Genomic DNA, 22,756 nt, shown 5'->3' with positions numbered 1-22,756 from the left:
GCGTATCATGATAAATAAAAACAACAGGAACAGTCGGGATGACAAGTCCAAAACAGGCGGTCGGAAAACAGAAGGCAGAAGCAATTCGGCCGGATCTGACAGAAGAAGGTCAGACGATAAAGACAGCAAATTCAAAAGATCATCCGATCCAAAAGACGGCTTTAAATCCAGAAGTACAGAAGGTAAAGATTTCAAATCAAAATCTTTCGGAAACCAAAAAGATTTCAAACCCAGATCAGGAGGACGTGATTTCAAATCGAAAGATTCGGAACCACAGAGTTTCAAGTTCGGCGATCGTGAGTTCAGGTCTAAAGATTCAAATGCTGAAGATCGCGGTTCCAAATCAAGAGATTACAAACCCAGAACGGGCGACCGTGATTTCAAATCGAGAGACTACAAACCAAGGACAGGAGAAAGAGATTTTAAAACAAGAGAAGGTGGTGCAAGAGATTATAAGCCAAGAACAGGAGAACGTGATTTCAGATCTAAGGATGGAGATTCGCGCGATTTTAAACCGAGAGAAGGCGGCTATAAAGATTACAAGTCAAGGGGCAAATCTGACTTCAAACCAAGTGCAGGAAGTTCAAGAGATGTAAAACCCAGAGAGCCAAGGGAAGGCGATACCCGCCCGTTTAGAAAACGCGAAGAGGCGCAGCCAAGGGATACGGAATTTAACCGCCCGCAACGCACCGTAATTGCCCCTAGCCGTAAAACAAATGAAGATAAAGGCTTAATTCGCCTGAACAGATATATTTCTAATGCAGGCATTTGCTCTCGTCGTAAAGCCGACGAACTGATCATTGCCGGTATTATTACCGTTAATGGCGAAGCTATTACCGAACTGGGACACAAAGTAGACCCGGCAAAAGATTTAGTTCGCTACAATGGAGAGTTATTAAAACGTGAGAAAAAAGTTTACGTGTTATTGAATAAACCAAAAGATTACATTACCACCACCGACGATCCTCAGGAACGCCGTACCGTAATGCAACTGGTTGACAAAGCGAGCCGTGAACGTATTTATCCGGTTGGCCGTTTAGACCGCAATACCACAGGCTTGTTGTTAATGACCAATGATGGCGATTTAGCCGATAAATTATCGCACCCTAAAAACGGTATTACTAAAATTTATAACGTTGAATTGGATAAATCTTTATCACAGGGCGATTTAAACAAAATAGCTTTTGGTTTAGAGCTTGAAGATGGCTTGATTAAGCCCGACAATATTTCTTATGTTGCAGGTGGAACCAAAAAAGAAATCGGTATTCAGATCCATAGTGGAAAAAACAGGATTGTTCGCCGTATTTTTGAACATTTAGGTTATAACGTAGAAAAATTAGATCGTGTGGTTTATGGTAATTTAACCAAGAAAGATTTACCTCGCGGCAGATGGCGTTATCTTGAAGAACATGAATTGATCCAGATTAAACATTTAATTAAATAGCAAAAGGCAGCCGGTTGGCTGCCTTTTTTAGTTTATTGTTTTTTTTAAACAAAGCATATCGGGAATCGCATCAACCTGTTTTGTAAAGAAGAAGGATAAACATTACATCTATACATATCCGATAGCGATAAAATCGCCATTCTCATGCATCCCGATTGCAAATCGGGACGATAAAACACGAAGCATCTTACGTGTTTTCTATGACTCCGTTACCAACTTTCTTTATATTTGTTAAAATCAACATCATCTTTTCATGAAAAAATTTAGTTCATTGCTTACACTCACTATACTATCTACCTTAACATTTGCCCAAAAAAGCAATTATAACCTAATTGTTGGTACTTACACCGCACCCGGAAAAAGTGAAGGGATTTACATCTATAATTTTAATGCTAAAACCGCTGCGACAGCTATCAAAAGTATTACAAAAGGCACTTTAAACCCAAGCTATTTAGCTGTTTCACCAGATCATCAATTTGTTTATGCCGTTAATGAAACCGGGGCAACCAGTACAATTAGCGCATTTAAATATGATGCAGCAAGCGGAAACCTGACTTTTCTGAACAAGGTTGATAGTCATGGTGCAGATCCATGTTACCTAACCGTTGACGACAAAAATGTAATTGTAGCTAATTATAGCGGCGGCAGTTTAGCGGTATTTTCAAGAAAAGCAGATGGTTCTTTAACCGAAGCTTTACAGATCATTAAACATACAGGTAAAAGCATTGATCCGAAGGGCAGGCAGGAAAGTGCCCATGTACACATGGTTAAATTTACACCAGATCATCGATACCTGATCGTGAATGATCTTGGTGAAGATCAGACTTACATTTACAGTTATACCCCAACTGCAAAAGAAAAACTGTTGACCGTAAAATCGGTTCTTAAAACCAATGCCGGCACAGGCCCGCGGCACATTACTTTTAGCCCAAATGGGAAATTTGCCTATCTGGCACATGAATTTAACGGCAGCATAACTGTTTTCGCTTACGCAAATGGAAATTTAACCAAAATCCAGGAAATTGGCACTACCCCAAAAGATTTTACCGGAAAAATTGATGGGGCGGACATCCACGTTTCTGCTGATGGAAAATTTCTTTATGAAACCAACCGGGGAGATGCCAATAGCATTTCTGCCTTTTCAATCCTGCCGGATGGTAAACTAAAATTTATTGAAACCGTAAGCACCTTAGGTAAAGGGCCAAGAAATTTCACCATCGATCCGACCGGAAAATTTCTTTTGATCGGACATCAGTACACCAATAACATTGTTATTTTTGACCGAAATAAAAACACCGGGAAATTAACCGATAGCGGCAAAAGAATCGACGTTGGCGCTCCGGTATGTTTAGCTTTTGATTAAAAAGTCAACTTTATTCATGGAAAATTTCGATTGGACAAAATTTACGCTCAGGATTGCCATAAAAGCTAAACTTGCGGACATCTACCATGCATGGACAAAAGCCGGCGAAATTGAAAAATGGTTTTTAAGTGATGCCTCATTTACCGATGAAAATGAGGTTTTGCTTGATAAAAATCAGCAGGCCCTTAAAGGTGATCGGTACAGATGGGTCTGGTATCTGTATGACGATATCGAAACTGGAAAAATAACAGAAGCGAATGGCAATGACTATTTTCAATTCACCTTTGCCGGAGCATGTTTAGTGGATCTTAAACTCCGTGAAGAGTTTGAATATACGATAGTTGAACTTACCCAAAAAAACATTCCGGCAGATGACCATTCAAAAAGAAATATCCGCCTGGGCTGCCATAACGGCTGGAGTTTTTACCTCATCAACTTAAAATCAGTTTACGAAGGCGGTCTGGATTTAAGGAATAAGGATAACCGCTTTAAACCGATGTTGAATAATTGAAGTGATGGATTTTGCGGTACAGAAACGAGAAATTCACGAAGCAGGATTTTCCGTAATAGATAATATATATACAGATCAGGAAGTTGAAAATATCTTAGAGGCCATTAGCAAGACAGATTCTGCCAAAGAAACCTTTAGAAAATCAGACGATCTTTTTGCGATACGCCAGTTTTTAAAAGAGGTACCTGGTACCATTGATCTTATATTCAATCAAAAACTAAAAGCCATTGTAGGAGTTCTTTTTGGAAAAGATTATTTTGTGGTTAAATCAATCTACTTTGACAAACCCGAAACGTCAAATTGGTTTGTTTCCTACCATCAGGATTTAACCATTTCAGTTGATCAAAAGACTGAAGTAGCAGGCTTTGGTCCTTATACAAAAAAACACAATCAATTTGCTGTACAACCGCCACTTAATATCCTTGAAGGCAATTTTACTATCCGCATCCATCTTGATGATACTACCGAACGGAATGGGGCATTAAAAGTAATCCCCGGTTCTCACAGCAAAGGTATTTACCGACCTCAAACAATTGACTGGAGTATAGAAAATGAAGTAAGCTGTAATGTGGCCAAGGGCAGCATCATGATTATGAAACCTTTGCTTCTTCATAGTTCGAGCAGAACAAGCAATCATAAAAGAAGAAGGGTAATTCATTTAGAGTTTAGCAATCAGATACTACCTAAAGAATTAAGCTGGTCAGAATATCTTGAGTTAGAATAATACTGTGATTAAATATTTCAGAATCTTATAACATGATAAATACTGAACTATAGCTGTAAACGAAACAAAAAAGGCCCCGATTTTCATTGGAGCCTTTAAAATAACATATGATCGCTTATTATGCCGGTTCTGCAACCCTGGCCACATTACGATATGGAAATTCATTAAAAATATGTCTGCGGGCAAAACGACCCGGCGAATCAGCATTAACCAATTTCACGTAGATTGCTTTCGGCACATCGAAATATTCGTAAACACTTCCATCAAAAAACTGGATATTTAAAACCTGTTGTTTGTATTCGAAATCCTGAATATTCGACAGGGTAGTCGTTTGTGTGTAGATTTCGATATGCTGTTCACGTGTTTCTGGCGCAATGCTCACCAGGAAATGATAAGCTTCTATAATCTCTTTACTTCTTGCTTCTGCATCCAACTTCTCTTCTTCCTGCTGAAATTTATCGGGGTGACAATCTTTCATCAATGTACGATACACAGATTTAAGCTCTTTTAATTCAGCATTTTTATCTACGTTCAAAAGCTTTCTGTAGTCAACTATTTTCTTCATTTGGGATAACCTCTTTTATTTTTGTCAAAATGATTCAGGATTTTTTTAATCACCAAACCGTTTCAAGATGCAAAGATACAATTTATAATCATTTGATTTTGAGAAAGTTTAATTTGTTAATATTGCCGACACGAATGATCAGCCAGAGGATTTCCTATGTGATAATTAAGTTTTAAAATACAAGCATGCAGATCAGTACGGATAAGATCTGTAGACATCTCTTTTGGCCATAATTAAAATACAGGGAAGATTCAGGTAATTAATATTTCACCTGCAAAGAGTTTTCAATTACTTCTTTATAATAGCTAACATAAACTGGCAGAATCTTTTTCAGATCAAAATCCTGCGCCCTTTTAAACGCATTTTCTTTAAAACGGTTAAGCGTTTCGTCATCTTTTAAAATTTCAATGGCATGGGCAGCCATCGCCTCAACATCACCGACATTGCTCATGTAACCGCAAAATCCATCCACATTAAGCTCTGGCAAACCACCGGCATTCGTGGTAATAGCAGGCACTTTACAAGCCATTGCTTCTAATGCAGCCAAACCAAAACTTTCAGATTCCGAAGGCATCAGAAAAAGATCCGAAACCGATAAGATTTCTTCTACCGCATCCTGCTTGCCTAAAAACCTTACATTTTCACAAATATTCAAAGATCGGCATAACTGCTCATCGTAAGCACGTTCAGGTCCATCCCCTACCATTAATAATTTCGATGGAATAACAGCCTGTACTTTTTCAAAAATCCTGATCACATCAGCTGTACGCTTCACTTTTCTGAAATTACTGGTATGGATTAAAATGCGTTCATTATTTGGCGCAATTGCTTTTTTAAAATGCCCTTTGGCCTGTAAACTGAACCGCGAAAAATCTATAAAATTCGGTATTACCTTAATTTCTTTTGTAATCTCGAAGTGGTTATAGGTATCTTCTTTTAAATCTTCCGACACGGTAGTTACCCCATCGCTTTGATTAATAGAAAAAGTAACCACAGGTTTGTAGGTTGGATCTTTACCCACTAAAGTAATATCGGTACCATGTAAAGTAGTAACCACGGGGATATGAAGGCCATAACTTGCCAAAATCTGCTTCGCCATAAAAGCAGCAGAGGCGTGTGGAATGGCATAATGAACATGTAGTACATCCAACTGCTCAAACCGTACAACATCTACCAGTTTGCTGGCCAAAGCCGATTCATATGGGGCGTAATCGAAAAGTGGATAATCCCGTACCGATACCTCATGATAGAACAGATTGGAAGAAAAGAAATCGAGCCTGGCAGGCTGGCTGTAAGTAATAAAGTGAACCTGGTGACCTTCATTAGCCAGCGCTTTACCTAGTTCTGTTGCAACTACTCCACTACCACCAAAAGTGGGGTAGCAAACAATTCCTATCTTCATTGTAAATGTATTGTTGTTACCGCAAATGTAGCCGATTTTAATCTATAATGCGTGTCGGTTTATTGCAATAAAAACGGGGGGCTTTATTGGCTTATGCTTTTCGGAAATGTTAATAGTGCCGTTAAAGAAATTATAGGATGATTATCTATCGTTTAAAATAGCTCATGTCTTTATTTTGGAGCGCAGGGCTTTTCGGGCTTATTAAAGCTAGTTCCTGCTTTACGCTATAGCCCTCGTACCTCGGGGCTGTCGCTGCAATCAGGGCTAAAACTTAAGGCGGTAGCAGAGAAAACAGACCTAGTAGCACAAACCCAACAAACCTAAACCCGACCAAACGAATGCTCGCCGTTCTTTCCAACGGCACCAGCAGCGATAGCGGGACAGGATTGCCCCGTAATCTATTGCAACTGCTTCCCAAAAGATTTGCAGCATCCGGATTGTCTTTACAACGAACGTTTTTTCGATCTTAAAATCAGCCTATCTTCAAAGCTATTTCAGATTTCTCATTTCTTCTTTTAGAACCAGGAAAAGTTCATTAGGCCTTTGGGTACCAATAAAATATTCCAGGCCATCGCGATCGGTTAACACCACCGCATCCTTACCGGATGAATAAAAGCGGATGGTACCTTTTGTGTGCAGGTTGTAAACCGGATTATTAAAAAAATAACGGCTATAGGTAGCCTTACGTACATCTACAATACTATTCAGGTCGATTTTAACGCGTTTAGTCGTCCAAAGGCCATCCAGGATGATACTCCCATTATCGACCACAATTTTGTACTGGATCAGGAAAAGCAAAAGCATAGAAACACCTATGATTCCGAAACCCACAACCAGGAACAGGTCTTGCGTATTGTCACGATCGCGCTCGTAAACATAAGCGGCGAAACAGAACGCAGCCATAATCAGTCTGATGAAAATACGAACATAATCACGGCCGATGTATTGTTTTTCGATATAGGCGTATTTGCTTTCCACTTATTTAATTTTGAGTTCGAATATAGCAACTTTTTTTGTTGCCGTAGTTAATTTGTATCGGTTATCCTGCCGCATACCAGCAATCCAGATCATTTCACCGTTCCCATTAACCAGAATCGGCGTAACGCTTTTCAAATGCAAGGGAACTTTCTCATCAATAAAATAATCACTTACCTTTTTAGGTTTACGCATACCCAATGGAATAAATTTATCGCCATTTTGCCAGTTCCGCAGTACTAATGGAAAAATTAATTTGTCTGCATCCACAAAAGCTTTGTTCAGATTCACTTCATATTTTACTTCACTGGTAAACATTAAGGAGATTTCTGCGTTGCCAAATACAATGTTTTCTGTTGTGGAATGGATAAATTGATTAGCTGTAAACAATGCATGCTTTTCTACGATAACCATATCGTTTCTATTAATAATGGCCTGGTGTGTGGTGCTAAAAAAATGTGTACCGCTCAAAGCATTTAAATTGTCTATAATCTCATACACTACATTCTCACCAAAATTAAACGGCTTAAGCAACTCATAAAGCAGTAACTTTTGTGGATTTAATCTGGAAATTTCAGCTAAAGAAATATAAATACCATCATTCCTTTTATCCAGAATCTCCTGAGCAAGTTTCTGCACCTGAATATTCAAAAAAGTTTCTAATTCAGAAAAGCGAGCAATATTTTGGGCGAATGTTTTTTCGAGGTTAGGGTTAATCTCCTGCAAATACGGTACCACCTGCAGCCTGATTTTGTTCCGGGTGTATTTTGTACTTGCATTTGAACTATCTTCAACGAAGTCTATATTATTAGCTTTTACGGTTTCATCAATCTGCTGTCGGTTTAAAAAAAGTAAAGGCCTGATCAGCAAATCACGTTTAGGAAAAATGCCATGCAATCCACTGATGCCTGTGCCACGGGTAAGGTTGATGAGTACCGTTTCTACCGCATCGTTCTGGTGTTGTGCCAGCGCAATGTAATCGTATCCTTCTCTACGCCTGATTTCTTCAAACCAGTTATAACGCAAATCGCGTGCTGCCATCTGGGTAGAAATTTTATTATCAGCCGCATATTTTTTAGTGTCAAAATGCGTTACATAAAAAGGTAACTCAAAATTTCTGGCCAACAAGGCAACAAAACTTTCATCTCGCTGTGCTTCATCGGTACGCAAATTAAAATTACAATGTGCCACACCAACATCAACACCTATTGCTTTAAACAGATGCAACATTAATACCGAATCTTTTCCCCCACTTACCGCCAAAAGAATGCGATTGCCCTGAACAAACAATTTTTGCTGTTCAATAAAATCCTGAAATTGACTAAGGGGTAACATCCATCAAAAATATTTAATTTTAACTGGTATTCCGAACGTTCGGAACAAAAAACTAACTTTGTAGTGTGCAAAAACTATTTGTCTTTTTATTCCTTTTAATCAGTCCGGTCTTTTTATTCGGCCAGCAAACTGCTTCGAAAATTAAAATTGTTTCTTATCAGCATATCTCTGGCGATATAAAAAAGAAAGCAACCTATCTCAATTTCGTAGTTTTTCAACAAGATAATGCGACACTTGCTTGCGATAGTGCTGTTTTTTATAGCGAGCGTAACTATTTCGAAGCTTTTAAAAACGTTCATATCAACCAGCTTACCACCGATATCTATTCCGATCAGCTAGAATATGATGGGAATAAGAAACATGCACATTTAACCGGTAACGTCAGAATGGTTGACCCTACTTCAGTGTTAACCACTAATATTCTGGATTATAACACACTCACCAAAATCGGAACTTATACCAGTGGTGGTAAAATTGTAAATAAGGATGTAACCCTAACCAGTAAAAATGGATATTATTTTAGTCAGAGAAATGTAGCCTATTTTAAATATGATGTGGTGGTGGTTACGCCTCAATCGACCATTAAATCCGATACCATGAGTTACAATACCCAGGATAAATGGACCTATTTTTACGGACCAACCAATATTAAGGGCAAAGATGATAACCTGTATACCGAAAATGGCCAATACAACACTTTAACAGAAGACGCTTTTTTTGGAAAGAAAAATCTTTACACACAAGGTACACGATCTTTAAAAGGTGATAGTTTATATTATTATGGCAAACAAGGTGTGGGTAAGGCGGTTAAAAACATCGTTTTCTCTGATACGAAAGATAAAATGAAAATGTTTGGCGATTTAGGCTACTATTATAAACTGGATCAACGGACTTTGGTTACCCGAAATGCTTATCTGGGAATAGGTACCGACGATTCGGTAATGGTAAAGAATAAAAAAAGGCCCGATAGTTTATGGATGGGTGCAGATACGCTGGAAACAAAAATGGTATTGCAAAAAACCTTAAAATTAGTACCAAAAATTTCGATTAAAGCTGACAACCAGGTTGGAGAAGATGATGAAGACGGAGGCAAGAAAGAAAAAGGAGAACCCAAATATAAACCAGAAGCGGATTTAGGCCAAAAAGAGGATAGGAATAAGCGTAATACCAAAACCGAAAATAAGAAAAAGAACAAAGGCGGTACCGACACTGACCTGCTTAATCTGAAAGATAAAAATATTGATAGCCTGAAGTCTAAAACAGACTCAGTTGGTAAAGGGCTGCCAAAATTTAATTTGGACAGTCTGCAAACAAACAACATTTTAAAAGGAAAAACCGATTCAACTGGTAAAAACCTGCTTAAGTTAAAAAGTGATAGTCTCAAAGAACTTGCTGGCAAAACTAACCCGGCCATAAAGAACTCATCGATAAGCAAAATCGATAGTTTACAAAAAAAGATGATTAAACCCGGCACTAAGGATAGTTTAACTAAGGTTCTTGGAAATTTAAAAGCGGGAGCATTAAAAACCGATACGACCAAATTTAATCCGGCTGATACCGTCCAGACGCGTATTATTAAGGCTTATCATGGTGTAAAGATCTTTAAAACAAATATCCAGGCCAAAACCGACAGCCTGTTTTACACCAGTGCCGATTCTACCCTACGTTGCTACAACAACCCAATCATCTGGTCGGAAGGTTCGCAACAGGTTGGCGACACTATATTTGTTCAGTTTAAGAATAAAAAACTGAATAATTTACAGGCTTTTAGGAACGCATTTCTGGTGAATACGCCAAAAGATTCGTTAAGATTTAACCAGATCAAAGGCAGGTTGATGACGGGGTTCTTTACCAATGGAAAATTCAAAACCTTATATGTGGATGGCAATGCCGAAAGTATTTATTATACCCAGGATGACAGTACAAAGGTATATAAAGAGATGAACCAAACGCTCAGTAGCAGGATAAAGTTCATCTTTAAGGATAAGGAAAATGCGATTGAGGAAATTGTGTACATTAAAGGGATAGAGGGAGCTTTGAATCCTGAAAATACCATCGCCAAAGACCATGTATTAAAAGGTTTTTCTTGGAAACCTACCGAACGTCCGAAGTCAAAGAAAGACGCTATTGGTTCAGCCGGGAAACCTAAAACGAAAGCAAAGGCTAAAACCACTGCGGGCAAAACGGTAAAAAGTGCAAAACCATTACCAACCGCCACAAGCAAACCCTCAATAACGGTACCTGCCGTTAATCCCAAAATTACCTCAGGGAAAGATAGTTTAAAAGTTGATCAGAAATTGCCTCAAACAAAACCAACAGATACGACCAATTTTGGCATTAAACCCATCTTACCGAAAAAAGACTCGATTCAGTCGAAAAAGTCAGTTGGTAAAATGTGATCGTCATTTCGACTGGAGCGCAGCGGAATGCCCGCCTGTTCGGACAGGCCTGCCCGAACAGACGGGGAGAAATCTCTGAATCATGTTACAAGATTTTTCCACTTCGGTCGAAATGACGACCTATCGAAATTTATTAATCTATTTAACGATAACTCAAATTTCCTTCAAAAAATCCAACATCTTTTTTAGCGCAATAGCCCTGTGACTAATTTTATTCTTATGTGCCAAATCCATTTCGGCAAAAGTAATCTCATAACCATCTGGCTGAAAAATCGGATCATACCCGAAACCCTTTGAACCCGACAAAGCTGTTCTGATTGTTCCATCTATTATCCCTTCAAAAATATGGTTTTTACCATCCTGCATCAAAGAAATCACCGTTTTAAACTTCGCTTTTCTATTTGGATTCCCCTCAAGCTTTGCCAAAACCATGTGAATATTATCCAGGCTATCCCTGCTACCGGAATATCGGGCAGAATAAACACCAGGTTCGTTATTTAAGGCTTCTACTTCCAAACCGCTATCATCAGCGAAACAGTCCAAGCTAAAATGTTCAAATACATAGCTGCTTTTTAAAGTTGCATTGCCCTCAAAAGTATCAGCAGTCTCAGGAATATCAACCAAACAACCAATGTCTGCCAGATTCAACACTTCATATTTACCTTCAAGAGCAGCACGTATTTCTTCAGTTTTATGTTGGTTATTGGTGGCAAAAACAATTTTTTTCATTGGTAAAGGTTGAAAGGTAAAAACTGGAATATGGAAAGGTTTAGGTTTATATATTGAGGTAAGTGTCACATCTTCATTCTCGATACTTTATACTAATTACTTAATACTAATTACTTAATACTAATTACTCGATACCGCATAAGCTATTTAATTTTCTGAAGGTGCCCCCACAATATTTTTTTTGCATTTAAATCGCTATCCAAATGATGGAGATGTGGCGCATAGATGATCCTGGTAGTTTCATGAACAATGATTTCATTCTGCCAGGTAAAATTCAATCTCAAATCAGCAAAAGCTACACCAAAAGATAACATAATGGCGGGTTTGAAAAAGCGGTGCAATTCCACAAAATCTGTTCCTTTGTAATTTGAGTAATTTAGGAGCGCAAAATCGGGCGTCCCCAAATCTACAGCTTTTACAATTTTCCGCAACAGCTCCCTACCCTGCTCGGTACTTACTTCATGCTCACTATCATTAACTAAAATGAGTACAGATTTTTTATTCCCGCCTAAAAATTTAAATGTTTTTTCAGGGACAGATTCTGCCACATGGTGCGGAATTTCAGGAGTTTGGGGATAAACTTTATGGGAATTTGTAGGATTAATCTCCGGAATCTGTGCTATTTCTGACTTTAAACCAGGCACTTCCGCGGGGTTAACGGAAGCATTTTCGATAGCAGAAACCGGCTCAGCATTACGTAAGGGCATAATTTCTACGCTTTCATCCTTTAGGATAAAAACTTCGTCGGTAAAAAATAAACGTAAAGCATTCGCATTGTTGGTAACCTGGTTTTCCATTCGTATTTTTGTCCGATAATAATTTCTGTTAAAATTAGTTAAATATCTTATAATAGCCCCGCTAATTGTTACTTTTATCCCTTAAAACTTATAGAGTATTCTGTGTGAAGAAAGCTTACTCCTTATTTTTTTTCTGCTTAATGTATAGCATTTCGTTTGCACAAAACGTTGCTGTGGTAAACGGAAAATCGATAAGTGCTAAAGAATTAATGTGGGCATACAAAAAAAGCCATAATGGAAATGTTAATGTACCGTACGATACTTTACAGGCCTATTTAAACCTTTACATAAATTTTAAGCTGAAGGTTTTAGATGCCCGCGAAATGGGATTGGACAAAAGCGCAGATTACCAGGAAGAAATCAGAACATATGAGGATGCATTGGCGACACATAAAAAAGCTGGAGTTAACTACAAAGACAATGACTTCTTACTGAATGAATATCGGGAAGGTGTTTTAATGTTCAATGTTTCAGAAAAAAAAATATGGAATAAGGTACAGGAAGATGAGCAAGCCGTAAATGAATTTTATGTCCAAAACCAAAAAAATTATAATAAACCTTTAGGCGAAGTAAGAGCGATGGTAATTGCTGATTACCAGCAAAGTTTAGAAGAAAAATGGCTAAAAAGCCTGAAACAGAAATATCAGATCAAAATCAATGAAAACGAGCTGAAGAAACTTGCCAGGTTATAACTGCTCTTATTTTTTGATGATAAATATTAAATTTGAAAATATAATAAATAGAATGAAGAAAGTTTTTTTAGTAGCAATCGCTTTAATTTGCCTGTTTTTAAACAGTTTTGCTCAAAAACACACCGTAGATAAAGTTGCTGCCGTTGTAGGGAATAATATTATCCTGCTATCTGACTTAAACCAGCAATACACTCAATATCTTTATCAGGGAAACCAGCCAAACAATGATATTAAATGTAAGATATTGCAACAAACACTTACACAGAAGTTACTGAAACAACAGGCGGAAATCGATTCTGTAATGGTTGAAGACGGTGCTGTTGATGATGAAGTGAATAAGCGTATGCGTTATAGCATGCAACGTGCCGGTGGACAAGAGCGATTAGAGCAGTTCTTAAACAAATCGGTATTGCAGTATAAAGATGAAATCAGGCCATCAATAAAGGATGAATTGATCGCACATAAAATGCAACAAAAAATCACCGAAAACATTAACGTTACGCCAATGGAAGTGGAAAAATATTTCAAATCGTTGGGCGATAGCCTTCCGGAATTTAATACGGAAGTTGAGGTTGGTGAAATTATTTTAAATCCAAAGTTAACCAGAGCAGAAAAACAAAAATTCCGAGATAAAATTGAAGCACTTCGTTTAAGGGTTAAAAGCGGTGAGGATATGGGGGTTTTAGCCAAAACCTATTCCGAAGATCCGGGCTCTGCTTCAGATGGTGGTGATTACGGTTTTATTGATAGGAACACCATGGTTAAAGAATTTACAGCCTGGGCATTTAAATTAAAAGCCGGAGAAATTTCGCCGGTGTTCGAAACAGATTATGGTTTTCACTTTTTACAGGTTTTAGAGCGCCGGGGTGAGCAGGTACATGTCAGACATATTTTAATCATGCCTAAAACTACACCAGAAAGTTTAACGCGTTTAAAATTACATGCAGATAGTATTTACAACAACCTTATGGCCAAAAAATTAAGCTTTGCAGCCGCAGCAAACCTTTATTCTGATAATAAAGACAGTAAATACAATGGTGGCATGATGATGAATGCCGAGGATGTACAGGCAAGGAGTACCTTTATTCCTGTTGATAAACTGGATCCTTCTGTATTTCTGGTCATCGATAGTATGAAAGTGGGCGGTATTTCTAAACCTGATTTATTTACTGCAGCTGACGGGAAACAAGGCTACCGAATTCTTTATCTAAAATCTAAAATTCCACCTCACAAGGCCAACTTAGCGCAAGATTTCCCAAAAATCAGAGATGCTGCACAAAGTGATAAAATTAATCGTACTTTAAGCGAATGGTTTCAGAAACGTCGTGAAAGTACATACATTAAAATCGACGACGAATTTAATACCTGCGACGAATTAAAAATCTGGACTAAAACCACCACAGCCGCAAAATAACGCCAATGCAGTATAAAAACGAAGTAGAAGCTGTTGATGCACTTCATCAATCTTTCAACAACATTAAAGCCGAGATAAGCAAAATCGTAGTTGGACAGGATGACATCATAAAATCTGTTTTAATTGCCATTTTCAGCAACGGACATTGTTTGTTGGTAGGCGTACCCGGATTGGCTAAAACTTTACTTGTACAAACCGTGGCGTCTGTTCTCGATCTGGATTTCAACAGGATCCAGTTTACACCAGATTTGATGCCAAGCGACATTATCGGTGCAGAAATTTTAGGGGAAGACAGGCACTTTAAATTTATAAAAGGGCCTGTTTTTTCCAATATTATCCTTGCTGACGAAATTAACCGTACCCCTCCAAAAACACAGGCAGCTCTGTTAGAGGCCATGCAGGAAAAATCGGTAACAGCAGCGGGGCAAACACATGCCCTGCCGAAGCCATTTTTCGTTTTGGCAACGCAAAATCCTATTGAGCAGGAAGGAACATATCCACTACCCGAAGCGCAATTAGATCGCTTTATGTTCAATCTCCAATTAAACTATCCTGCTTTTGCAGATGAATTGAACATCGTAAAAAATACCACCAGTAATAAAACCACCCAACTGCAGAAAATTATCCATGCAGACGATATCCAATATTTCCAGAAACTGATCCGTGAGATTCCCGTAACAGACAATGTATTGGAATACGCTGTTAAACTTGTAGCGAAAACCCGTCCGAATACGGAATTTGCTACAGATGCAGTAAATAAATACATTAGCTGGGGTGCAGGTCCACGTGCTTCGCAGTTTTTGGTGCTTGGTGCCAAATGCCATGCAGCCGTAACCGGAAAATACTCACCCGATATTGAGGATGTAAAAGCGGTTGCCGAGCCTATTTTACGCCACCGCATTGTGCGTAATTACCGCGCAGAGGCTGAAGGTTTATCCATCGAAAAAATCATTAAGGATTTATTGTAACATTAGCTAGCTAGCCGGAATTGACAATCCGGATTGTGAATACTTATTTGCAGCTAGTTTAATCTCTCTGATCCTAGCTAGTCGGGATTTGTAATCCCGATTGTGAATATCTATTGAAGCTAATTTAATTTCGCTGATTATTAAGTGGTCGCGGAATGCACAATAATCAGAAATTTTCAGAGCGTTCATGAAAATAATTTGCAATTCGCTGAAAATAAATATCTTTGCATCAAAATTACAGAAATGCTACGTAAATTACATATCCAGCAGTTAAGCTTTAGCCCGTCTTGTGGCATAAAGGGCTTGGGTATTGCTTTAAGTTTCCTTCCCAACCCTTAGTCGGTTTTAAGTTTTCAACACTTTAAAATCCAATTTTAAAATCAATTTATTACACATTTGCTAAGCAATTACCGCTTATCAAAATTAATAATATCCGTTATGGACATTTATACTACTGTAGAAGAAAAATATCTACAGGCCATTGAAGAATTGCACTGGGGCGAACTACCGAGGGCGCTCCAGTATTTTAACGAAGTTATTGTTTTTGACCCTGACTATGCCAGGGCCTATTTTCAGCTGGGCAATTTTTATCAGAACCATTTTAAAGATTATAAAACAGCAGGCTACTATTACAAACGTTGCATCGAATTGGATCCTGATTTCCCCGAAGTATACAAACCCTACTTGAAACTTGTGATCACCCTTAAAATGCATAAACTGGTAAAACAGGTTGCGAATCAGGCTTTACTTGTACCTGGCGTTTGCGAATCGCATATTTACGAATGTTTAGGCTTACATGCAGAGCAGCAACAAAATTTTGCGGCAGCTGCAAACTATTTTAAGAAAGCCGAACTCTTTAATGCCGTTCAGGAAGAGCAAAATACATTACAAGAGCACCAAACCCGCGTTAGAAGCAAAATAAATAGCACTAAAGTGATGGTTTATGATTTACAGGGATAATTGGTATTGCCCCTTATCCTTGCTAAATAACAGGCTGACCTTAAAATACTATTCGCCAAATTACCCTTGTTATTTTAATTTTGTTGTTATCTTTACCGCACTATTACAAAGCATAAATTTTAAATCAAAAATATTCGATATGTCAGCTCACGATTCACATGCACCGGTTCAGCAAACAAAAGGCATTTGGGCATTGCCACTAACGGTATGGATAATTGTTTTAATCCTGCTTGTGGCCTTCACCAGACCAATTTTTCACCATGGAGAAGAAACTTCTTCAAATGAAAAAACTGAAGCACACCACACAGAAGCTCCTGAATCGCATCACTAGGCATTAGAAAGGATCTCATAAAAAGCGCTGCAAACCAGCGCTTTTTTTTACTGGGTGCTATTACACCAACCAGCTAAACTTTTATACCGGCCAGACAGACACCAACAGATAAACTTTGGTTAGTTATCCAATTGCCCCATGATATTAGGGTAATCGGTAATAATTCCGTCAACACCCAAACTTTTGAAATATTTTACCTCCTTTGCTGTATTCACGGTCCAGGGGATAATCTTAATCCCCATATCATGGCAGCGGTCTACCAGGCCCTTACCAACCAATACCGAATAAGGACTATAAATAGTTGGTTTGAAACCTAATTTCTCAATATAATCTTCAAAAGGCTCTTTTTCATCAATTAATAAAGAGGTTTGTATTTTCGGATATTTCTCATGCAGATATTGCAGTGTACGCATATCAAATGATTCGATAATTACTCTTTTTGAAATTTTCTTTGCTTGAATCACATCCATAATCAGTTCTACAAATTCTGCAGGCTCCGGATGAAATTCATTGTCGCCATTTTTAATCGTTTTTGTTTCAATACTGTAAACTGGTTTGGCGAGCCTATGCGCTTTAACATAAGCCTCCACGGCATCTATGGTTTCGGAAAGTAAAGGCTTGTAAGCTTTAAACTTCATTTGTCCGGGGAAGCGACTGTGATTTTTACTGCCCACATCAAACTTTTTAATCTGCTCATAGTCCATTTGATACATATTGAATTTCTTTTGATCTTTCAACGTTATCGCTTTTCCATTGGGCTGTAGCGAAATTTCATTGTTAAAATAAGGTTCCTGCGAAAGAACCACCTGTTTGTCTTTAGAAATTACAGCGTCCATTTCTAAAGTGTTAACGCCTAAATCCATCGCTTTTAACATGCCTTCAATGGTATTTTCGGGCATAATACCACGTGCACCGGCTTTACCCTGTATATCGAATCTTTTCTTTTGGGCCGAAACATTAAAACAAAGTAAAAGGAGGACAGAGAAGATAAGTAAATTTTTATACATGATTTTTAAACGTAAAATAAACAATTTTATTGGCGATATTTTTCTTTCGTAGCGCAGTTACAGTGCTGTTTTTAACGGTTTTCCTGCTTTCTGTTATATCTTTCCGCTGCGCTACAAGGATGCCGCTTCATCCGATGGTTTTCGGATTAGGGCCACGCCTGAGCCAGTCAGCAAACCACGCAAATCCCTGAAAATAAAAAAAGGGCCTCTTTTTTACAGATAGCCCCTCTTTAATTCACATTTTTGGTATTTATCTTTCTGCTGGTACAAAAGCCTGTACAATTAAGTTCCAGCTGGCATCTGCCGCCTTTTCATAAACGAAAACATAATTAAAACTTTCCCGTAAATCGGCCTTGTAATCGATAGTGGCAACACCATAGGTATAAGCCAGATCACTACCAATTGCTTTATCAACACCAGTTGTTTTCAAGTTAATTTTACTGATCATGCTGTTATAAAAAGCAATAATTTTCCCTTTCCCTTCAATGGCTTCGTTACCAGGGAAAAGCAAACGTGCATCGTTGGTTAAAAAACCGCCAAATGCCGCAATTCCATGTGTTTTTAATAATGTATTTAACGTTTTTTCAGTGGTTAAGATAATTTCTTTCCCTGCCTTAATTTCCCTTTCATTCAAAAATCTCGGTGCCACATGATCTTTGGGCTCTACAAACGATGGCGTAACTTTGGCCAAAGGCTTATTGCTTTCCGTTCCCAAATCAATAGCTAGTTTCCATCTGCCATTTTCCGGTTTCCAGATTGATAAGTATTGCCCATATTTTTTTTCTGAAGTACCAATTTCGTAGGGCCCTGTGGTAAAACCTAAATCACCACTGCGCGATACTTTCGCCAGGTTTGGTGTCCATGTAACATCATTCTCTGCATTTGCCTTACCTGCATAAAAAGTTTTAGCATTTATCGGGTTTGGCCTGAACACCAAAGTACTGGTGGTTGAGTAGTCTATATAAGCTTCTTTATCCCCATTTTTGGCAATTGACTTAGCAAAATCCTTTTCAGCATTTATTAAAGATTTGGTTGTTCCATCGCTTTTTTGAGCAAAGGCGCCTAAAGCCAAAAGCGAAGCGATTGCAGTAGAAAATAAGTGTTTCATTATTAATTGATATAATATGTTTTGGCGAATATAAAATTTTCTTTAATGTGTGACCTTAAAAGTAATTAACAATTACACATTAAACCTGCCTAATTTCCTTGAAAATTAATTTGTCCCATTCAATGGGGTACAAGCATTTGATGAACTTAAATGGTTTAGAAATTATCTCGTATACAAACTTACCTCACTTCGAAATCATGGCCTGTCAGCATAAAACCGAGCTCTAATCTCTGCTTTCCGAATTTAAAACTTCCTAAGCCTTACTCCAGGTAGTCCCCTCTTTACCGTCTTTGAGCTGAATGCCCAGTTCCTGCAAACCAATACGGATCCGGTCAGATGTGGCATAATCTTTATTCGCTTTAGCCTCCGTTCTCAGATTGATGACCATCTCCAAAACGCCATTTAAATCGTTACTTCCGGCATCCTCATCTTTGAGGCCTAAAATATCGAATACGAAGTCGTTGATCAATTGTTTTAGTTTCGCTAAAGCTTCAGCAGAAATTTTTCCCTTACCATCGTAAACGGTATTGATTATCCTAACCGCCTCAAATAATTCGGCAACCAAAATCGGGCTGTTAAAGTCGTCGTTCATTGCATTAATGCATTTTTCTTTCAATGCATCAATATCAAAATCGGTCTGTTCAGATACTGGTAATTTATCTAACAAACCAATTGCCGACATTAAACGACGGAAACCTTTCTCAGAGGCATCCAATGCATCGTTAGAGAAATCCAAAGTACTTCGGTAATGCGCCTGTAACATAAAAAACTTCACCGTCATCGGGCTATAGCCTTTTTTTAGCAAAGGGTGGTCTCCCGTAAACAATTCTAAAGGAAGAAAACCATTACCAGCCGATTTAGACATGCGCGTACCGTTTACCGTAAGCATGTTGGTATGCATCCAATAGCGTGCAGGTTGTTTATGACTGCAAGCTTCAGATTGTGCAATTTCATTGGTATGGTGCGTTGCAGCTAAATCCATTCCACCACCATGAATATCAAATTCAGCTCCCAAATATTTAGCGCTCATGGCCGAACATTCGATATGCCAACCCGGAAAACCCATGCCCCATGGCGATTGCCACTGCATCAGGGTTTCTGGCTTTGCCTTTATCCATAAAGCAAAGTCTAACCTTCCGCGTTTCTCATCCTGCCCACCCAGTTCGCGGGTATTGTTCAGCATATCTTCAAGGTTGCGGTTGGTTAAAATCGTATAATTGTATTCCTTGCTATATTTTTCTACATCAAAATATACATTGCCATCCACTTCGTAACCATAACCATTAGCTATAATAATCTTAATCATTTCGATCTGCTCAATAATGTGTCCGGTAGCGGTGGGTTCGATACTTGGTGGCTGTGTATTAAACATGCGCAATACATCATGGAAGCCTATAGTATATTTCTGTACAATCTCCATCGGCTCAAGCTGTTCCAGTTTCGCACGTTTTGCGAACTTATCATCACCTTCATCCCTGTCACCCTCCAAATGGCCGGCATCGGTAATATTACGAACATAACGCACCTTGTAACCAGCATATTTAAGATACCTGAAAATTAAATCGAACGAGATAAATGTGCGACAATTGCCCAGATGCACATCGCTGTAAACAGTAGGCCCGCAAACATACATCCCAACATGGGGAGCATTTAAGGGTTGAAAAAGTTCTTTTTTGCGCGAAAGCGTATTGTAAAGCTGTAAGCCAGTATCCATATTGCAAATGTAAGATTTAGTTAGAAAGTTAAAACCTTTAAAATAGTATTGTTGGGTATATGATTTTTAGCTAACATTTAGCTACCCGGCAGAATGATTAAGATATGTTGTTTTCTTTGCTGGATGGTTAAATTGCTATATTGTGATCTGGAAAGGTGCTGTAGTGCTTATCGGCAACGGAAGTCCCTCTTTCCGCTATAGTCCCGATGGAAAAATCGGGAGCTGCCGCTTCAATAGGGTTTACGTGGCAGGGATTAGCGCTTTTGGGATAGTAAACTTACGAAGCTTATATTTCCCTACCCGAAAAGTGGTTGGCTGGATTCATGGTTTTCATACCTAAAAAATGGCGTCAGATCCTTTTGTAGAAATTGCAGGATTGATTGTTGGTTCTGCTTACCACAATCTAAAAATCGGAAAACAGTTAACAGACCGCATAAAACTTTGCGCAGAGCGGCATCAGGTTAAAAAATTAAAGGTTAGGTACAATATCAAACGAACGGAAAGTCATCAGTTTTACGAACGGATTGGTTTTAAAGCGCATAAATGTCTGATTAAGTTTGAAATAGAACTGAATATTTTCTTAGTGTCAGATAGAAATGTTTGACACCACTATTGACGCCACTATGAAATTAGGCTCTTATACTTCAGTTAACCGATTTATACAATTAACCAGTTAAACTAAACCAGTTAGCGAACTTTATTACAACCCTCAAACATTTCAACATTGCAACAATTCAATCCTATTCGTTAACTTTGCACCATGATTGATTTACCAGTAGTACCTGCTGTGACTGAAGTAAAGCGTAAACCAGATTGGTTACGTGTAAAATTACCCGTTGGTAAAGAATATGCCCAGGTTCGCAGCTTGGTAGACACACACAAGCTCCATACCATCTGCGAAAGTGGCAATTGCCCCAATATGGGCGAATGTTGGGGGGCAGGTACGGCAACATTCATGATTTTAGGGAATATCTGTACCCGCAGTTGTTCGTTCTGTGCTGTTGCAACTGGCCGTCCTTTGGCTGTTGATGTTGATGAGCCTAACCGCATTGCCGATTCGGTAAAATTAATGGGTGTTAAACATTGCGTAATTACTTCGGTAGATCGCGATGACTTAAAAGATGGTGGCTCCATTATCTGGGCAGAAACCTTACAAGCCATCCGTAGAGAAAGTCCAATTACGACATTAGAAACTTTAATTCCCGACTTTAAGGGCCAATGGGATAATTTATACCGCGTTTTGGAAGAACGCCCGGAAGTGGTTTCGCACAATATGGAAACGGTTAGGCGTTTAACAAAACAAGTGCGTATCCAGGCTAAATATGATAGAAGTTTAGAAGCCCTAAAGAGAATTTCGGAATTTGGGTTAAGAACCAAAACCGGCATTATGCTGGGTTTGGGCGAAACAGAAGAAGATATTTTCGAAGCCATGGACGATTTAGTGGCCAATGGTGTGCACATCCTAACCCTGGGCCAGTATTTACAACCAACCCGCAATCACCATCCTGTGGTCGACTGGATCCATCCGGATACCTTTGCCATGTATAAGGAAGCTGGTTTGGCAAAAGGCTTGAAGTATGTAGAGAGTGGCCCGCTGGTGCGTTCATCTTACCATGCCGAAAAACACCTCTTTCCAATTGAAGGGATAGCATAGTCCACTTCCTCAATTACCAATATAAAGTTTTATAATCGTATTCCTGAGCGGAATGTGTTTATAAAACTTTTTTTTGCTTTTGCTGTTGTGTATTGTATCTTAGTAACCATAGTGACTGCATTTAAAAAATTAACCCTAACTGAGCCAGAACTTGTGCTAGCACTGCAATCGAAAGATCCTGCGGTACTAAAAACGCTATACAGTATGTATTCATCAGCACTTTATGGCGTTATTTCACGGATTATTACCCACACCGAGCTTGCTGAAGACGTACTACAAGAAACTTTTGTAAAAATCTGGCAATCTGCTGCACACTATGATCATACCAAAGGACGTTTATTCACGTGGATGATGAACATTGCACGCAATTTATCGATTGACAAATTACGTTCTAAAGATTTTAAGAATTCACTCAAAAACCAAGATATAGAAAATAACGTAAGTTTTGTTGATGAGCAAAACAAGGTTACGTTTAACCCCGATGTTCTTGGTGTTAAGCAACTTGTAAATAACCTTAAACCGGATTTACAAGCAGTTCTTGATTTAGTTTATTACAAGGGTTTCACCCATGTGGAAGCCGCAGAAAAGTTAGATCTGCCATTAGGTACGGTGAAAACCCGGATCCGACTGGCTATTATTGAATTGAGAAGGAGTTTTAATTGAG

The 22,756-nt window shown here is 38.6% G+C and carries 22 protein-coding genes; 13 read left to right on the top strand and 9 right to left on the bottom strand.

Translation table 11 applies throughout. From position 1 onward, the window contains the following. Positions 1-7 precede the first annotated feature (7 nt). The 4 genes from QZ738_RS13435 (at position 8) to QZ738_RS13420 (ending at position 4,042) form a co-directional block, all read left to right on the top strand. Positions 8-1,444: a pseudouridine synthase gene (locus QZ738_RS13435; protein WP_293788272.1), complete on the top strand. Its 1,437-nt coding sequence runs from the start codon at positions 8-10 to the stop codon at positions 1,442-1,444. Positions 1,445-1,697: 253 nt separating this feature from the next. Then, a complete protein-coding gene (locus tag QZ738_RS13430; protein ID WP_293788271.1) occupies positions 1,698-2,807 on the top strand; it encodes a lactonase family protein in 1,110 nt (369 codons plus the stop codon). 16 nt (positions 2,808-2,823) lie between these two features. Next, complete coding sequence (locus QZ738_RS13425) at positions 2,824-3,318, top strand: SRPBCC domain-containing protein (protein ID WP_293788270.1); 495 nt, start codon at positions 2,824-2,826, stop codon at positions 3,316-3,318. A 4-nt stretch (positions 3,319-3,322) separates the two neighbouring features. Next, positions 3,323-4,042 carry a phytanoyl-CoA dioxygenase family protein gene (locus QZ738_RS13420; protein ID WP_293788269.1) on the top strand — a complete coding sequence of 240 codons (720 nt, stop codon included), beginning with the start codon at positions 3,323-3,325 and terminating at the stop codon, positions 4,040-4,042. 118 nt (positions 4,043-4,160) lie between these two features. Here QZ738_RS13420 and QZ738_RS13415 read toward each other — a convergent pair whose 3' ends face one another. The 4 genes from QZ738_RS13415 to tilS form a co-directional block, all read right to left on the bottom strand. Then, entirely contained in the window at positions 4,161-4,607 is a 447-nt protein-coding gene (locus tag QZ738_RS13415; RefSeq protein WP_293788268.1) for a KTSC domain-containing protein, read from the bottom strand. A gap of 259 nt (positions 4,608-4,866) precedes the next feature. Continuing rightward, positions 4,867-6,009 carry an N-acetyl-alpha-D-glucosaminyl L-malate synthase BshA gene (gene bshA / locus QZ738_RS13410; protein WP_293788267.1) on the bottom strand — a complete coding sequence of 381 codons (1,143 nt, stop codon included), beginning with the start codon at positions 6,007-6,009 and terminating at the stop codon, positions 4,867-4,869. Between the two features lie 489 nt (positions 6,010-6,498). Then, positions 6,499-6,987 (bottom strand): hypothetical protein, encoded by a 489-nt coding sequence (locus QZ738_RS13405; protein ID WP_293788266.1) that lies wholly within the window; start codon positions 6,985-6,987, stop codon positions 6,499-6,501. Beyond that, on the bottom strand, positions 6,988-8,319 hold the full coding sequence (tilS, locus tag QZ738_RS13400; RefSeq protein ID WP_293788265.1) for a tRNA lysidine(34) synthetase TilS: 1,332 nt from the start codon (positions 8,317-8,319) through the stop codon (positions 6,988-6,990). Positions 8,320-8,384: 65 nt separating this feature from the next. On the opposite strand from tilS, the gene QZ738_RS13395 reads away from it, so the two are divergent. Next, positions 8,385-10,718 (top strand): OstA-like protein, encoded by a 2,334-nt coding sequence (locus QZ738_RS13395; protein ID WP_293788264.1) that lies wholly within the window; start codon positions 8,385-8,387, stop codon positions 10,716-10,718. Positions 10,719-10,871: 153 nt separating this feature from the next. Here the strand turns inward: QZ738_RS13395 and QZ738_RS13390 are convergent, their stop codons facing one another. Further along, positions 10,872-11,447, bottom strand: a complete 576-nt coding sequence (locus QZ738_RS13390; RefSeq protein ID WP_293788263.1) for a non-canonical purine NTP diphosphatase — start codon at positions 11,445-11,447, stop codon at positions 10,872-10,874. A 143-nt stretch (positions 11,448-11,590) separates the two neighbouring features. Then, positions 11,591-12,244 carry a hypothetical protein gene (locus QZ738_RS13385; RefSeq protein ID WP_293788262.1) on the bottom strand — a complete coding sequence of 218 codons (654 nt, stop codon included), beginning with the start codon at positions 12,242-12,244 and terminating at the stop codon, positions 11,591-11,593. A 140-nt stretch (positions 12,245-12,384) separates the two neighbouring features. Here QZ738_RS13385 and QZ738_RS13380 point away from each other — a divergent pair, with 140 nt between their 5' ends. The 5 genes from QZ738_RS13380 to QZ738_RS13360 all read left to right on the top strand — a co-directional run bounded on the left by QZ738_RS13380 (position 12,385) and on the right by QZ738_RS13360 (position 16,609). Then, positions 12,385-12,936, top strand: coding sequence for a hypothetical protein (locus QZ738_RS13380; protein ID WP_293788261.1), 552 nt, complete (start codon positions 12,385-12,387; stop codon positions 12,934-12,936). A 52-nt stretch (positions 12,937-12,988) separates the two neighbouring features. After that, entirely contained in the window at positions 12,989-14,350 is a 1,362-nt protein-coding gene (locus QZ738_RS13375; RefSeq protein WP_293788260.1) for a peptidylprolyl isomerase, read from the top strand. A gap of 5 nt (positions 14,351-14,355) precedes the next feature. Further along, complete coding sequence (locus tag QZ738_RS13370; protein WP_293788259.1) at positions 14,356-15,318, top strand: AAA family ATPase; 963 nt, start codon at positions 14,356-14,358, stop codon at positions 15,316-15,318. Positions 15,319-15,756: 438 nt separating this feature from the next. After that, positions 15,757-16,278, top strand: a complete 522-nt coding sequence (locus QZ738_RS13365) for a hypothetical protein (RefSeq protein ID WP_293788258.1) — start codon at positions 15,757-15,759, stop codon at positions 16,276-16,278. Positions 16,279-16,417: 139 nt separating this feature from the next. Next, positions 16,418-16,609 carry a hypothetical protein gene (locus QZ738_RS13360; protein ID WP_293788257.1) on the top strand — a complete coding sequence of 64 codons (192 nt, stop codon included), beginning with the start codon at positions 16,418-16,420 and terminating at the stop codon, positions 16,607-16,609. Positions 16,610-16,728: 119 nt separating this feature from the next. Here QZ738_RS13360 and QZ738_RS13355 read toward each other — a convergent pair whose 3' ends face one another. The 3 genes from QZ738_RS13355 to cysS form a co-directional block, all read right to left on the bottom strand. Further along, the gene (locus tag QZ738_RS13355) at positions 16,729-17,616 is read right to left on the bottom strand and encodes a glycerophosphodiester phosphodiesterase family protein (RefSeq protein WP_293788256.1); all 888 of its coding nucleotides are present in this window, start codon (positions 17,614-17,616) and stop codon (positions 16,729-16,731) included. A 250-nt stretch (positions 17,617-17,866) separates the two neighbouring features. Continuing rightward, entirely contained in the window at positions 17,867-18,724 is an 858-nt protein-coding gene (locus tag QZ738_RS13350) for a nuclear transport factor 2 family protein (protein WP_293788255.1), read from the bottom strand. 253 nt (positions 18,725-18,977) lie between these two features. Then, on the bottom strand, positions 18,978-20,438 hold the full coding sequence (cysS, locus tag QZ738_RS13345) for a cysteine--tRNA ligase (protein WP_293788254.1): 1,461 nt from the start codon (positions 20,436-20,438) through the stop codon (positions 18,978-18,980). A gap of 343 nt (positions 20,439-20,781) precedes the next feature. Between cysS and QZ738_RS13340 the strand changes: the two genes are divergently transcribed. The 3 genes from QZ738_RS13340 to QZ738_RS13330 all read left to right on the top strand — a co-directional run bounded on the left by QZ738_RS13340 (position 20,782) and on the right by QZ738_RS13330 (position 22,755). After that, on the top strand, positions 20,782-21,042 hold the full coding sequence (locus QZ738_RS13340) for a GNAT family N-acetyltransferase (protein WP_293788253.1): 261 nt from the start codon (positions 20,782-20,784) through the stop codon (positions 21,040-21,042). Positions 21,043-21,198: 156 nt separating this feature from the next. Continuing rightward, positions 21,199-22,092, top strand: a complete 894-nt coding sequence (gene lipA / locus QZ738_RS13335; RefSeq protein ID WP_293788252.1) for a lipoyl synthase — start codon at positions 21,199-21,201, stop codon at positions 22,090-22,092. 111 nt (positions 22,093-22,203) lie between these two features. Continuing rightward, entirely contained in the window at positions 22,204-22,755 is a 552-nt protein-coding gene (locus QZ738_RS13330) for a sigma-70 family RNA polymerase sigma factor (RefSeq protein WP_134204195.1), read from the top strand. Position 22,756: the final 1 nt, after the last annotated feature.

It is taken from the genome of uncultured Pedobacter sp. (assembly GCF_913776295.1).
GTDB lineage: Bacteria > Bacteroidota > Bacteroidia > Sphingobacteriales > Sphingobacteriaceae > Pedobacter.
This window is presented reverse-complemented; position numbering and strand designations above follow the sequence as displayed.